At 71.8% G+C, this 14,145-nt stretch carries 12 protein-coding genes; 11 read left to right on the forward strand and 1 reads right to left on the reverse strand.

Annotated features, from left to right (window positions below; genetic code table 11):
• Positions 1-7: 7 nt before the first annotated feature.
• The 8 genes from SAVERM_RS25690 to SAVERM_RS25725 all read left to right on the forward strand — a co-directional run bounded on the left by SAVERM_RS25690 (position 8) and on the right by SAVERM_RS25725 (position 10,084).
• Entirely contained in the window at positions 8-1,060 is a 1,053-nt protein-coding gene (locus SAVERM_RS25690; protein ID WP_010986386.1) for a carbohydrate ABC transporter permease, read from the forward strand.
• On the forward strand, positions 1,057-1,953 hold the full coding sequence (locus SAVERM_RS25695; protein WP_010986387.1) for a carbohydrate ABC transporter permease: 897 nt from the start codon (positions 1,057-1,059) through the stop codon (positions 1,951-1,953). Before SAVERM_RS25690 ends, SAVERM_RS25695 begins: the two co-directional genes overlap by 4 nt.
• A 36-nt stretch (positions 1,954-1,989) precedes the next feature.
• Positions 1,990-4,218 carry a beta-xylosidase/alpha-l-arabinosidase gene (locus tag SAVERM_RS25700; protein ID WP_010986388.1) on the forward strand — a complete coding sequence of 743 codons (2,229 nt, stop codon included), beginning with the start codon at positions 1,990-1,992 and terminating at the stop codon, positions 4,216-4,218.
• 231 nt (positions 4,219-4,449) lie between these two features.
• On the forward strand, positions 4,450-5,472 hold the full coding sequence (locus SAVERM_RS25705; RefSeq protein WP_042494514.1) for a LacI family DNA-binding transcriptional regulator: 1,023 nt from the start codon (positions 4,450-4,452) through the stop codon (positions 5,470-5,472).
• Between the two features lie 192 nt (positions 5,473-5,664).
• Entirely contained in the window at positions 5,665-7,020 is a 1,356-nt protein-coding gene (locus tag SAVERM_RS25710; RefSeq protein ID WP_010986390.1) for a glycoside hydrolase family 10 protein, read from the forward strand.
• 72 nt (positions 7,021-7,092) lie between these two features.
• On the forward strand, positions 7,093-8,178 hold the full coding sequence (locus SAVERM_RS25715) for an LCP family protein (RefSeq protein ID WP_010986391.1): 1,086 nt from the start codon (positions 7,093-7,095) through the stop codon (positions 8,176-8,178).
• A 181-nt stretch (positions 8,179-8,359) separates the two neighbouring features.
• Positions 8,360-8,716, forward strand: coding sequence for a YciI family protein (locus tag SAVERM_RS25720; RefSeq protein ID WP_010986392.1), 357 nt, complete (start codon positions 8,360-8,362; stop codon positions 8,714-8,716).
• A 93-nt stretch (positions 8,717-8,809) separates the two neighbouring features.
• Positions 8,810-10,084 carry an RNA polymerase sigma factor gene (locus SAVERM_RS25725; protein ID WP_010986393.1) on the forward strand — a complete coding sequence of 425 codons (1,275 nt, stop codon included), beginning with the start codon at positions 8,810-8,812 and terminating at the stop codon, positions 10,082-10,084.
• Between the two features lie 112 nt (positions 10,085-10,196).
• On the opposite strand, the gene SAVERM_RS25730 is transcribed toward SAVERM_RS25725, so the two are convergent.
• The gene (locus tag SAVERM_RS25730; protein ID WP_010986394.1) at positions 10,197-11,369 is read right to left on the reverse strand and encodes a THUMP-like domain-containing protein; all 1,173 of its coding nucleotides are present in this window, start codon (positions 11,367-11,369) and stop codon (positions 10,197-10,199) included.
• A gap of 90 nt (positions 11,370-11,459) precedes the next feature.
• On the opposite strand from SAVERM_RS25730, the gene SAVERM_RS25735 reads away from it, so the two are divergent.
• From SAVERM_RS25735 to groES, 3 genes are all read left to right on the forward strand, one after another.
• Positions 11,460-12,380: a polysaccharide deacetylase family protein gene (locus SAVERM_RS25735; RefSeq protein ID WP_037648021.1), complete on the forward strand. Its 921-nt coding sequence runs from the start codon at positions 11,460-11,462 to the stop codon at positions 12,378-12,380.
• On the forward strand, positions 12,377-13,207 hold the full coding sequence (locus tag SAVERM_RS25740) for a polysaccharide deacetylase family protein (protein ID WP_010986396.1): 831 nt from the start codon (positions 12,377-12,379) through the stop codon (positions 13,205-13,207). The genes SAVERM_RS25735 and SAVERM_RS25740 overlap by 4 nt, the downstream gene beginning before the upstream one ends.
• A gap of 573 nt (positions 13,208-13,780) precedes the next feature.
• Positions 13,781-14,089 (forward strand): co-chaperone GroES, encoded by a 309-nt coding sequence (gene groES / locus SAVERM_RS25745; protein ID WP_010986397.1) that lies wholly within the window; start codon positions 13,781-13,783, stop codon positions 14,087-14,089.
• Positions 14,090-14,145: the final 56 nt, after the last annotated feature.

Genomic DNA, 14,145 nt, shown 5'->3' on the forward strand with positions numbered 1-14,145 from the left:
GACGCCGATGACGCACTCGACCCCGTCGCCGCACTCGACCTCTACCCCGTCGCCGCACTCGACCTCTACCCCGCCGGCGTACGTGCCGGACCTCGGCAAGTCCCCGGACCCCGGGCCCGTCTCCCCCCGCGCGGGCGGCCCCGCGCCCGCATCGCGCCGGCTGCGCGACTGGCTCGGCGCCTTCGTCTTCACGGTCCCGGCCCTCATCCTGTTCGGCCTGCTCGTGCTGGTCCCGATGGGCTACGCCATCTACATCAGCTTCTTCGACTGGGGCGGATTCGGCTCGCCCACGGACGTCACGGGGTTCGGCAACTACACCCGGCTCCTCAAGGACCCCGTGTTCCTCGGGGACCTGTGGCGGGGCGGGCTGCTGATCGGCTTCTCCGTCGTCCTCCAGCTGCCGTTCGCCCTCGCCATGGCCGTGCTGCTCAACCAGAAGCTGCGCGGGCGGGCCGTCTACCGGATGCTGTTCTTCGCCCCGTACATCCTGTCCGAGGTCATCACCGGCGTGCTGTTCGGCATGATCTTCGCGCCGGGGGAGGGGCTCGCCGACAAAGTCCTCGGCGCGGTCGGGCTCGACGGCCTCGGCGGGGACTGGTTCGCGGGCCGGAACACGGTTCTGCCCACCCTCTTCCTCGTCATGACCTGGAAGTACTTCGGCTTCCACATGATGCTCCACCTGGCCGGCCTCCAGGGCATCCCGGCCGAACTGCACGAGGCGGGGCGCATCGACGGCGCGGGCACCTGGCAGCGCTTCCGCCACATCACGCTGCCGCTGCTCGCGCCGACCCTGCGGATCAGCGCGTTCCTGTCCGTCGTCTTCTCCATCCAGCTCTTCGACCTGGTCTGGGTGATCACCACCGGCGGCCCCGACCACGCCTCCGAGACGATGGCGATCAGCATGGTCCAGTACGGCTTCAAGCGCTATCAGATGGGCTACGCGAGCGCCATCAGCGTCGTGATGTTCCTGATCAGCCTGGTCTTCGCCCTCGCCTACCAGCGCTTCGTGCTGCGCCGTGACACCGAAGGAGCCATCACCACCATGCGAGCGAACCGATGAGCGCGCCGACGGGACCGACGACAGGACCGACGACAGGACCGACGACGGGTCCGCCGACGAGCGTCGTACGGCGCCGGAGGCTGCGCGCCCTCCCCGTGTACGCGATCCTCTGGGTGGTCGGCGTCTTCATGGTCACCCCGCTCCTGTACGCCATCGTCTCCGGCTTCAAGTCCACCGACCAGCTCTCCGGCAACCCGTTCGGGCTGCCCTCGCCCTGGGTGACCTCGAACTACACGTCCCTGCTCGGCTCGGGGGCGTTCTGGCGGTCCATCGGCAGCAGCACGGTGATCGCGGTGGGAGCCACCCTGGTCACGGTGGTGACCGCGGCCCTCGCCGCGTTCGCCCTGGCCCGGTTCGCCTTCCGCGGGCGGGAGTTCATGTTCACCCTGTTCACGATGGGGCTGATGTTCCCGTTCGCGGTGGCGATCCTGCCGCTGTTCATCCTGCTGCGCACCTTCGGGCTCCTCGACAACCCGTGGGGCGTGATCCTGCCCGAGGCGGCCTTCGGGCTGCCGGTGACGATCATCATCCTGCGCGGCTTCTTCCGGGAGATCCCCGGCGAGCTGGAGGAGGCGGCGACCCTCGACGGCTGCTCCCCCTTCGGCTTCTTCTGGCGCGTCCTGCTGCCGCTGGCCCGGCCCGCCCTCGGCACGGTCTCCGTCCTCGCCATCGTCAGCAGCTGGAACCAGTTCCTGCTGCCGCTGCTGGTCTTCAGCGAGCCCACCTGGTGGACGATCCCGGTCGGCATCCAGCAGTTCCAGGGCCAGTACGCCTCCGACGTGGCCCGCATCTTCGCGTACCTGGTGCTCGCCATGGCGCCCGCCCTGGCCTTCTACGCCGTCGCCGAACGACAGCTGATCGGCGGCATCACGCTCGGCGCGACCAAGGGCTAGGGCCCGTCGTACCCCCGTACAGACGTGAGGAGTTACATGACCCACCCCTGGCAGGACCCCGCTCTGCCCGCAGCCGTCCGCGCCGCCGACCTGCTCGCCCGGATGACCCCCCAGGAGAAGACCGCCCAGCTCTACGGCGTCTGGCCCGGCTCCGACGAGGCACCGGGCGGGGACGTGGCACCGCTCCAGCACGCGCTGTCCGAGGGCGTGGACCTCGCCGGGCTGCTCCCGCACGGCCTCGGCCAGCTCACCCGCCCCTTCGGCACGGCGCCCGTCGACCCGGCCGAGGGCGCCGCCCGGCTCGGGTTCCTCCAGGAACGCATCCGCGCCGCGAACCGCTTCCGGCTGCCCGCCCTCGCCCACGAGGAGTGCCTCACCGGCTTCACCGCCTGGCAGGCGACCATCTTTCCGACACCGCTCGCCTGGGGCGCCAGCTTCGATCCGGACCTGGTGAAGGAGATGGCGGCCGCGATCGGCGCCTCGATGCGGGCCGTGGGCGTGCACCAGGGGCTGGCCCCCGTCCTCGACGTCGTACGGGATCCGCGCTGGGGGCGCACGGAGGAGTCGATCGGCGAGGACCCCTACCTCGTGGCCACCGTCGGCACCGCCTACGTGCAGGGCCTTCAGTCGTCCGGCGTCGTAGCCACGCTCAAGCACCTCGCGGGCTACTCGGCCTCACGCGGCGCCCGCAACCACGCGCCCGCGTCGCTCGGCCCGCGCGAACTGGCCGACGTCATCCTGCCGCCCTTCGAGATGGCGGTACGGGAGGGCGGCGCCCGGTCGGTGATGGCGGCGTACAACGACATCGACGGACTGCCCGCGCACGCGCACCACCGGCTGCTCACCCACCTGCTGCGGGACGAATGGCAGTTCACCGGCACCGTCGTCTCCGACTACTTCGGGGTCTCCTTCCTGGAGTCGGCCCACGGGCTCGCCGACTCCCCGGCCGGGGCGGCGGCGCTCGCGCTCGCGGCCGGGGTGGACGTGGAGCTGCCCGCGGTGCGGTGCTTCGGGGCCGGGCCGTTCGACGAGGAACTGGTGGACCGGGCCGCGCTGCGGGTGCTGACGCAGAAGTGCGAGCTGGGGCTGCTCGACCCGGACTGGGCGCCGCCCGCCACCGAGGCCCCGGTCGACCTGGACCCGCCCCATATGCGGGCGCTGGCACGTCAGTTGGCACAGGAGTCGGTCGTCCTGCTCGCCAACGACCGGGGCCTGCTGCCGCTCGCTCCGGGGGCCCGCCGGATCGCCGTCCTCGGGCCGCACGCCGACGACCCGGCGGCCATGCTCGGCTGCTACACCTTCCCCCGCCATGTCCTCCTGGACCGCCCCGGGGTCCCGATGGGGGTCGCCGTGCCGACGCTGCTGGAGGCGCTGCGCACGGAGCTGCCGGACGCCGAGTTCGTGACCGACCCGGCGGCGGCCGAGGTGTGTGTGGTCGCGGTCGGCGACCGGTCGGGGCTGTTCGGACGCGGCACCTCGGGGGAGGGCTGCGACGCGGCGGACCTCGAACTTCCCGACGGACAGGGCGAGGTGGTGGACCGGGCCCTCGCCTCCGGGACGCCGGTCGTCCTGGTCCTGCTGTCCGGGCGCCCGTACGCGCTCGGGCGCTGGGCGGACCGGTGCGCCGCGGTGGTGCAGGCGTTCTTCCCGGGCGAGGAAGGAGGCCCGGCCGTGGCCGGGGTGCTGTCCGGGCGGGTCAACCCGTCGGGCCGGCTGCCGGTGAGCGTGCCGCGCGGCCCGGCGGGACAGCCGTGGACGTACCTCGCCCCGCCGCTCGGCCGGCACGGCGAGGCGAGCAACCTCGACCCGACCCCCCTGTACCCCTTCGGACACGGGCTGTCGTACACGACGTACGACTGGCAGGCCCCGTCGGTCGACGACGCGTCGTTCCCCACGGACGGCGAGACGACGCTGCGCCTGACGGTCCGCAACACCGGGGAACGGCCCGGCACGGAGGTCGTCCAGCTCTACCTCCACGACCCGGTCGGCAAGGTCGCGCGGCCGGTGGTCCGCTTGGTGGGGTACGCCCGGGTGCCCCTCGAACCCGGCGCGTCGGGGGAGGTCCACTTCACGGTTCCGGCGGACCTGGCCGCGTACACGGGCCCCGACGGCGAGCGGATCGTCGAACCCGGGGCGCTGGAGCTGCGGTTGGGGGTGTCCAGCGCGGACGGGGACGTGCGGTACACGGTGCCGGTGACGCTGACCGGGCCCGAGCGGGTGGTGGGACGGGAGCGGCGGCTGCGGTGCGAGGTGCGGGTGAAGTGAGCGGGGGCGTGCCCTGCCGGGGACGGGGCGGCAGGGCACGGACAGGGGGCCATCGAATGTTTCGCGCCAATCCACGAATGTTCCGAGTGCGCGTACCGCCGCAGGGGGTCCGCCGAGCGTTCACCCAGGCCTACGATCCCGCCCATGAAGCCGGAGAAGTCCGAGAGGCCCGGGAAGCCCGGGAATCCCGAGAAACCCGAGAATCCCGAGAATCCCGTGCAGACACAGTCGATGGCCCGCTCGACCCAGACCGCCACGCTCGCCGAGATCGCCCGCGAGGCCGGCGTGTCGGCGCCGACTGTTTCGAAGGTGCTCAACGGCCGCGCCGACGTCGCCCCGGCGACCCGCGCCCGGGTCGAGGAGCTGCTCCGCTCCTACGGCTACCGCCGCCGCCGGGCCGAGGCCACCCGCTCGCCCCTGATCGACCTGGTCTTCCACGAGCTGGAGAGCGCCTGGGCGATGGAGGTCATCCGAGGGGTGGAGAACGTCGCGCGGGACGAGGGGCTGAGCGTGGTCCTGTCCGAGAGCGCTGGCCGGCTGACCCCCGGCCGGACCTGGGCCGACCAGGTCGCCGCCCGCCGCCCGCACGGTGTGATCCTGGTGCTGTCCGGGCTCGACGAGTCCCAGCGTGCGCTGCTGACCAGCAGATCCATCCCGTTCGTGGTGATGGACCCGGCCGGCGACCCGGGTGACGACGTGCCGTCGATCGGCGCCACCAACTGGCACGGCGGGCTGGCCGCGACCCGGCATCTCGTCGAACTCGGGCACACCAGGATCGGCGCGATCAGCGGGCCCTCGCGGATGATGTGCAGCCGGGCGCGGGTGGACGGCTACCGGGCGGCGCTGGAGACGGCGGGGCTGCCGGTGGATCCGGGGCTGGTCAAGGCGGGGGACTTCCACCACGAGGCCGGCTACCGGCTGGGCCTCGAACTGCTGCGGCGGCCGGACCGCCCCACGGCCGTGTTCGCCGGGAACGACCTCCAGGCGCTGGGCCTGTACGAGGCGGCGCGCGAACTGGGGCTGCGCATCCCGCAGGACCTGAGCGTGGTCGGGTTCGACGATCTGCCGGTGGCGCGCTGGGTGGGGCCGCCGCTGACGACCGTACGGCAGCCGCTGACGGAGATGGCGGAGGCGGCCGCGAAGCTGGTGCTGGAACTGGGGCGGGAGGCGGGGGCCTCGGTGGCGACCAGGGTGGAACTGGCGACGAGTCTGGTGGTGCGCAGCAGTACGGGGGCCGCGCCGGCGCCGGTGTAGGCGCAGGCGTAGGCGTAGGGAACGGACCGTGGCTTCCGCGTGCGTGGTTTCCGTATTCGCCGCTTCCGTATTCGCCGTTCCTGTATTCGCTGTTCCTGTATTCGCTGTTTCCGTATTGACGGGTGAGGCGCGCCCCTCCACACTCTCCGAAGCCAATCGGTTGCACGACCGAAACTTTCGGAGGCACCCGCCATGAGATCTCTGAAAAGATCAGGCTTATCCCCGGCGTCCTTGCTCACCGGCATCGCGGCCCTGGCCGCCCTGCTGGCCGCGGCCCCCGCCGCGCACGCCGCCGACACGCCGCTCCGTGACCTCGCCGCCGCCAAGGGCAAGGTCATCGGTACCGCGGTCACCGGCTCCAAGCTGACCGGCACGTACGGCGACATCGCCGGGGCCCAGTTCAACTCGCTGACCCCCGGCAACGCCATGAAGTGGGGCTCGGTCGAGCCCACCCAGGGCACGTACAACTGGACCGAGGCCGACCAGATCGTCGCCTTCGCGCAGGCCCACAACCAGCAGGTACGCGGGCACACCCTGGTCTGGCACAGCCAGAACCCGAGCTGGCTGACGAACGGCACCTGGACCCCGGCCCAGCTCGGCACGCTGCTCCAGAACCACATCACCACCGAAGTCACCCGCTACCAGGGCAAGCTGGCGGCCTGGGACGTGGTGAACGAGCCGTTCAACGAGGACGGCACCTACCGCTCGACCCTCTGGTACAACGGCCTCGGCTCCGATTACATCGCCCAGGCCCTGACCGCGGCGCGCGCGGCGGACCCGAGCGCGAAGCTCTACATCAACGACTACAACGTCGAGGGCGTCAACGCGAAGAGCACCGCGCTCTACAACCTGGTCAAGTCCCTCAAGGACCGCGGGGTTCCGATCGACGGGGTCGGCCTCCAGGCCCACCTCGTGCTCGGCCAGGTGCCGTCCACGCTCCAGCAGAACATCCAGCGCTTCGCCGACCTCGGGGTGGACGTGGCGATCACGGAGCTGGACATCCGTATGCAGCTGCCCGCCACGGACGCGAAGCTGACGCAGCAGGCGGCCGACTACAAGGCCGTGCTGGACGCGTGCGTGGCGGTGACCCGGTGCGTCGGCGTCACCGTCTGGGGCTTCACGGACTCCGACTCCTGGATCCCGGACGTCTTCTCCGGCTACGGCGCGGCGACGCCGTACGACGAGAACTACGCGCCGAAACCGGCGTACCACGCGATCGCGACGGCACTCGGGGGCACCTCGACACCGCCCACGGGCGCGTGCACGGCGACGTACAGCGTCACGAGCCAGTGGAACGCGGGCTTCACGGGCCAGGTGCGGATCGCCTGTTCCGGGGCCTCCCTGTCGGCGTGGAAGGTGAGCTGGACGTACGGCGCGGGCCAGCAGATCACGCAGGCGTGGAACGCGACGTGCACCCAGTCGGGGACGGCGGTGAGTTGCGCGAACGCCTCCTACAACGGCACCGTCCCGAACGGCGGTTCGGTCACCTTCGGCTTCAACGCGTCATGGAGCGGAAGCAACCCGCTGCCGACAGTGACGCTGGGGTAAGACGCGCCTGAGAAGTCTGAGATTTTCGCAAGAATGCCGGTCACACGTCCCCGCTCGTAATAATTCGGACTTATGTTCCTCCGCGTGACTGGAGAAGACGAGCGCGGGGACGACAACGGGGGCGCGGTCAGACGTCCGGGCCGGCGGTCCCGCCTGCTGAAGGGCGTCGGCATCGCGCTCGCCGGCGGCCTCGTCCTCGGCGCCGCCGGGGCGGGCTGGGCGTACTGGCGTCTGAACCACAACATCAAGAGCGTCGACATCAACAGCGCGCTCGGCGACGACCGCCCGGCGCGGTCGGTGACCTCCCCGTCTCCGGCCGCGTCGGCGTCCGCCTCGGCCACCCCCCTCCCCAGCGGCGCCCTGAACATCCTGGTCCTCGGCTCGGACTCGCGCAGCGGCAAGGCCAACGCGACGCTCGGCGGGGGCGACAGCTCGGGTGCCCGCTCCGACACCGCGATGGTCGTCCACATCGACGAGGGCCGGACGGAGGCGACGGTGGTGAGCATCCCGCGCGACACGCTGGTCACGCGCCCCTCGTGCCCGCTGACGTCGGGCGGTACGACGGCGGTGGCGTACAACGCGATGTTCAACAGCGCGTACGCGGTGGGCGGCCCGGTCTGCGCGGTGAAGACGGTCGAGTCATTGACGAACATCCGCATGGACCACTACCTGGAGATCGACTTCTCCGGCTTCGCCAAGCTGGTGAACGCGCTGGGCGGCGTCACGGTGACCACGGACGAGGACATCGACGACGACAAGAGCCATCTGCACCTCAAGGCGGGCGAGCACCACCTCACCGGCAAGCAGGCGCTGGCCCTCGCCCGCACCCGCCACGGCATAGGCGACGGCAGCGACCTGGGCCGCATAGGACTCCAGCAGAAGCTCGTGAAGGCACTCCTGGACCAGATCGCCTCGACGAACCTCCTGACCGACCCCACCGGCCTCTACAAGGTCGCGGACGCGATCACGGGCAGCCTCACCACGGACACGGGTCTCGACTCCCTGGGCGAACTGATGAACCTGGGCGAGAGCCTGAAGGGCCTGTCGTCGGAGCGGGTCAGCACGGTGATGCTGCCGGTGGCGACGGCCCCCTCGGACCCCAACCGGGTGGTGGCGAAGGAACCGGCGGCGAGCGCGTTGTGGACGTCGCTGCGCTGATCCCCTCCCGTGCGACCTGCGGAAACGCCCCGCGCGGAAAATTCTTCGAAGAATTCCGGCGGCCGTGTCGATCCGCGGGGACCCCGTTCGACGCACAGGTGAGAGGCGGGGAGAGACCCCGTCCGGCAGCCTGGACGGCGGGGACGCGCCCCGCCGTCGTGCCGCAGTCGAAGGAGTCACCATGCCGCGTTACCTGTCGCTCATCCAGATCGACGAGAGCACCGCGCCCGCCGAGGGACCGAGCCCCGAACTGATGCAGCGCATGGGGGAGCTGCTCGAGGAGATCACCAAGGCGGGCGTCATGCTCGACACCGCCGGGCTGACGCCGACCGCCCAGGGGAAGCGAGTGCACTGGGCCGGCGGAGAGCTGTCCGTCACCGACGGGCCCTTCACCGAGTCCAAGGAGGTCGTCGGCGGTTATGCGCTCATGCAGTGCAAGGACATGGCGGAGGCCCTGGAGTGGACCAAGCGGTTCCTGAAGGTGCACGAGGAGCACTGGACCGTGACCTGTGAGGTGCGGGAGATCGCCGAGGGCTGAGCCAGGCGCTGAGCCTGCGCCGGGCCAGGCGCCGAGCCGCGGCTCGAGTCGTGGCTTGGCCCGGCCGTCCCCGTGGGTGTGTGATGGTGGGTTGTGGAACAGCAGCCCACCGCCACCGCCGCCATCGAAGCCACCGTCGAAACCGTCTTCCGCATCGAGTCGCCCCGCATCATCGCCGGCGTCGCCCGGATCGTGCGGGACGTCGGTATCGCCGAGGAACTGGCGCAGGACGCGCTGGTCGCCGCCCTGGAGCAGTGGCCGAGGGACGGGGTGCCCGACAACCCCGGCGCCTGGCTCACGGCCACCGCCAAACATCGCGCCATCGACCTCGTACGCCGCCGGGAGCGCTACGCCCGCAAGCTGGAGGAGGTGGGGCGGGACCTCTCGTCGACCGCCCCGCACCACCTCGACGAGCCGGCCGACCCCGACGACATCGACGACGACCTGCTGCGGCTCGTCTTCACCGCCTGCCACCCCGTGCTGTCCGCCGAGGCCCGCATCGCGCTCACCCTGCGGCTGCTCGGCGGGCTGACCACGCCCGAGATCGCCCGCGCGTTCCTCGCGCCGGAGGCGACCGTCGCCCAGCGCATCGTGCGCGCCAAGCGGACGCTGGCGACGAAGGGGGTCGCCTTCGAGGTCCCGTACGGACCGGAACGCGAAGCCCGGCTGGGCTCGGTCCTGGAGGTCATCTACCTCATCTTCAACGAGGGGTACGCCGCCACCGCCGGCGACGACCTGCTGCGCCCCGCCCTGTGCGAGGACGCGCTCCGACTCGCCCGCGTACTCGCCGAGTTGATGCCCAAGGAGCCCGAGGTGCACGGGCTGGCGGCGCTGCTGGAGCTTCAGGAGTCGCGCGCGGGCGCCCGCACCGGACCGTCCGGCGAGCCGGTCCTCCTCAAGGACCAGAACCGGCTCCGCTGGAACCGGATGCTGATCCGCCGGGGCTTCACCGCGCTCGGACGCGCCAACGCCGTCGCCACCGGCGGCCTCGGCCCGTACGCCCTCCAGGCCGCGATCGCCGCCTGCCACGCCCGGGCCTACGCGTACGAGGACACCGACTGGGCGCAGATCGTCACGCTCTACGGACTCCTCGCGGCCCGCTCCCCGTCCCCCGTCGTCGAGTTGAACCGCGCGGTCGCCGTCTCGATGGCCGAGGGCCCCGGCCCCGCCCTGGAGATCGTCGACGCCCTCGCCGCCGAACCCTCCCTGCGTGACTACCACTTGCTGCCCAGTGTCCGCGGCGACCTGCTCGCCCGCCTCGGCCGTACGACGGAGGCCCGCGCCGAGTTCGCCCGTGCCGCCGCCCTCACCCGCAACGAACGGGAACGGGAGCTGTTGCTGGCCCGGGCGGAAGGGCGCGGGCAGTGAGCGGACAGTTGCCGGCCCGGGCGGAAGGGCGCGGACAGGGCGCGCGCGGACAGGGGGGCGGGCAGCGGAGCGGACAGGGAAGCGCCGGTGCGATGCGCGCACCCGGTTCCCGCTACGGGACCGCCGGGTGCCCGATCAGCATCGTCGGGGCGCCCGCGACCCGGGTCAGGAAGACGGTGGCCGAGTTCGGGCCGTGCGGCTTGACCTTCTTGCGCAGCTCCTCCGGTTCGACGGCCGACCCGCGCTTCTTCACGGTCAGGATCCCGACCTCCCGCTCCCGCAGCAGCACCCTCAGCTTCTTCACGTTGAAGGGGAGCTGGTCGGTGATCTCGTAGGCGGTCGCATACGGCGTCGGGCGCAGTTCGTCCGCCGTGACGTAGGCGATCGTCTCGTCGACGAGGCCGCCGTCCAGCTCCTGGGCGACCTCCGCGACGAGATGCGCCCGGATGACGGCGCCGTCGGGCTCGTACAGATACCGGCCGAGCGGGCGCACCGCGGGGTCCGGCAGGCCGCGGCCGCGCAGGACCCGCGGGCCCGGCAGCAGGGTCGCCCGCACCAGCCCCGGCTCGGTGCCGAACCACAGCACCGCCTCCTTCACGTCCCCGCCGTCCGAGATCCACTCCGCCTCGGCCTCGGCGGGGATCGCCTCGTGGGGGATGCCCGGCGCGATCTTCAGCGCGGCCCGCGGTGCCGCGAGGGCCGTACCGATCGCCCAGGAGAGCGGCGGCGAGTACGCCTCCGGGTCGAAGACACGGCCCCGGCCGCCGCGCCGCGCCGGATCCACGAAGACCGCGTCGTACGGGCCCGGGTCGACCTCCGTGACATCCGCCTCCCGCACCTCGATCAGGTCCGTCAGGCCCAGTTCCCCGGCGTTCGCGCGGGCCACCGCCGCCGTGAGCGGGTCGCGGTCCACCGCCAGGACCCGGATCCCGGCGCGGGCCAGCGCGATCGCGTCGCCGCCGATGCCGCAGCACAGATCGGCCACGGACGTCACCCCCAGCTCCCGAAGCCGCAGCGCCCGGTGCGTCGCCACCGCCGCGCGCGTCGACTGCTCGACCCCGTTCGGGGTGAAGAACATCCGCGCCGCGTCCTCGGCCGCGAACTTCGCCGCCGCCCGCTGCCGCAGCCGCGCCTGTCCGAGGGCCGCCGAGACCAGCTCCGCGGGGTGCTCGCGGCGCAGCCGGGTCGCGACGGCCAGCTCCCGCGCCGGCGCGGTGTCGCGCACCTCGTCGAGCAGGGCGCGGCCTTCAGGGGTGAGCAGGGAGGCGAAGGAGAGGTCGTTCACCCGGCCATTGTCGGCCAGTCGGTGGACGGTGTGCGTCCGGCCGAGGTGTCGGCCCGGCGCGAAGGCCCCGGGCTGCGAGGATCCGGCGCCATGCGACCCGTACGACAAAATGATGAAAAGCGCGCGAAGCGGACGGTGGCGCCCCGGGCTGCCGTCGCCGTGCTCGCCCTGGCGGCCCTCGCCTCCGGCTGCGCCGGCGCGGACAGCCCCGTGCGGCCGGCCCCCGGCCCGCAGCCGCTCAAGGCACCGCCCGCCCGCGCCCTCGACTCGTACGCCTCGAAACTGCGCCTCTCGCTCGCCGCCCGGGCCGCGGCCGCCAAGCGCTGGGGGCTGACGAAGACGCCGCTGACCGCGCCGGCACCCCCGGTCAAGAAGCCGGTGATCACGTTCCGCAAGGGCTTCGAGGTCACGGACGGGGAAGGCCTGCCGCCCGTCTTCACGACCGTCCCGACCAAGGACAAGGTCGTCTTCCTCACCATCGACGACGGCGCCGAGAAGGACCCGGCGTTCCTGCGGATGATGAGCGACCTGAAGATTCCGTACACCGCCTTCCTGAGCAACTACCTCGTCGAGGACGACTACGGGTACTTCCGGGAGATGCGCCGCCAGGGCGTCACCCTCAACAACCACACCCTCACCCACCCCTACCTGCCCGGACTGTCGTACGAGGAGCAGGAGCACGAGATCTGCGGCATGCAGGACATCATGGAGAAGCGGCTCGGCAAGCGGCCCGCGCTCTTCCGGCCGCCCTACGGCAACTACAACGGGGACACCCTGCGCGCCGCCAGGTCCTGCGGCATCAAGTACGCCCCGATCTGGAACGAAGAGGTCTTCGTCGACCACTGGGAGTACCGCGAGACGGACCAGAGCCTGCACCCCGGCGACATCGTGCTCACCCACTTCCGGGGCAAGGAGGACTGGCAGGGCACGATGCCCGACATGATCCGCCGGTTCATGGAGAAGGTCACGGACGAGGGGTACGCGGTGGCCCGCCTGGAGGACTACCTGTGACGGCGCGGCAGCTGGTCGCCGGGCTGCTCGCAGCCACGCTGCTGACCGGCTGCGCCCAGTCCGTCGACCCCATCGAACGGCTGGGCAAGAAAGCGGCGCAGAAAGTGCGCCGACCGCAGGAACCCGGCGCGCAGACATACCGCCGCTGGGGGCTCTCCGCCCCGCTCGCCCCCGCTCCCGCCCCCGACCACCCCCCGTTCCCGGTACGTACCGGCCACCGCGCCCTGCCGCCCGTCGTGGACCGCGTCGCCACCCACGACAAGGTGGTCTTCCTGACGTACGACGTGACCTACGACGGCGGCTACTACGGCGCCGAGAAGGACCCCCGGTTCACCGACATGGTCCGTGAACTGCGGCTGCCGGTCAGCGTGTTCGTCACGGACAGTGAGGTCGGACCGGGGTACGCACACGTCGCGCGCCTCAGGTCGGTCGGCGCGACGGTGCAGAACGGCACCCTCGGCGCCACCTCGCTGCGCGGACTGCCGTACGCGGGGCAGCGCGCCGGGATCTGCGGCGGGCGGGACCGGCTCAGGGCGCGCTTCGGCCGGCGCCCGTACTTCCTGCGGCCGCCGGCCGGCGCGTACGACCGTACGACGCTGCGCGCCGCCGCGGACTGCGGGGTCACGGCGGTGGTGCTGTGGCGGGCGTCGATGCGGGCGGACGGACTTTCCTACCGCGGCCGGGCCCACCGGCTGCACCGCGGTGACATCGTCCTCGCCCACCCCGGGAACCCGGACGGCGACTCCCTGACGACCCTGACGGCACGTCTGCTGCGACGCGTCCAGGCACAGGGGTTCACGGTGGGGCGGCTGGAGGACTATCTCTGATCCGGCGGCGCACAGGGGACGCCCGCCCGGGTCGGGCACGGCGGCAGCGGGGCCGGGTGGGAGAACGCGTACGCGTCGTGCCAGACGTTCAGCGTGAAAAGCAGCACGACGGCGCCGAGGGCCAGGTGCAGCGAGCCCGCGTGGTGACATGCGGCCACCGGCGATGGCATCGCCGTGCGCGAGAGCGGGCTCGGGCTGCCGGGAGTCGGGCCGGTCGTCGGAAAAGTGCGGCACACGGGAGTCGGGCCGGTCGTCGGGTGGGTGCGGCATACGGCAACCGGGGTCGCCGGACATATCCGCACGGTCGTACGGAACTTCCCGCTCCGGGGCGACGTTCTCCGAGCCGAGACCACGTCGTACGCCGCCGGAGACCGGACGGATCGGCGCGCCACGCCGCCGCAATTGGCACTCCGCTTGACCGAGTGCTAACCGCGGTCATAGTCTCAGGTCTGGCACTCCCCACTGGAGAGTGCCAGTAGCGACGGGCAGGTCCGGCACCCGCGACGACGGATCGACCTGGTCGCCACCTCAGACAGTTAACCCCGTGAGATCTCCGAAGGGGGAGGTCGGATCGTGACGACCGCCAGCTCCAAGGTTGCCATCAAGCCGCTCGAGGACCGCATTGTGGTCCAGCCGCTCGACGCCGAGCAGACCACGGCCTCTGGCCTGGTCATCCCGGACACCGCGAAGGAGAAGCCCCAGGAGGGCGTCGTCCTTGCGGTGGGCCCGGGTCGCTTCGAGGACGGTAACCGTCTTCCGCTCGACGTCACCGTCGGCGACGTAGTGCTCTACAGCAAGTACGGCGGCACCGAGGTGAAGTACAACGGCGAGGAGTACCTCGTCCTCTCGGCTCGCGACGTGCTCGCGATCGTCGAGAAGTAATTCATCTCGAAGCATGTGCTGTGAGCTGCGCCCCTGGCCCCCGCGACCATCAACAA

Source organism: Streptomyces avermitilis MA-4680 = NBRC 14893 (genome assembly GCF_000009765.2).
In the GTDB taxonomy this organism is placed as follows: Bacteria; Actinomycetota; Actinomycetes; order Streptomycetales; family Streptomycetaceae; genus Streptomyces; species Streptomyces avermitilis.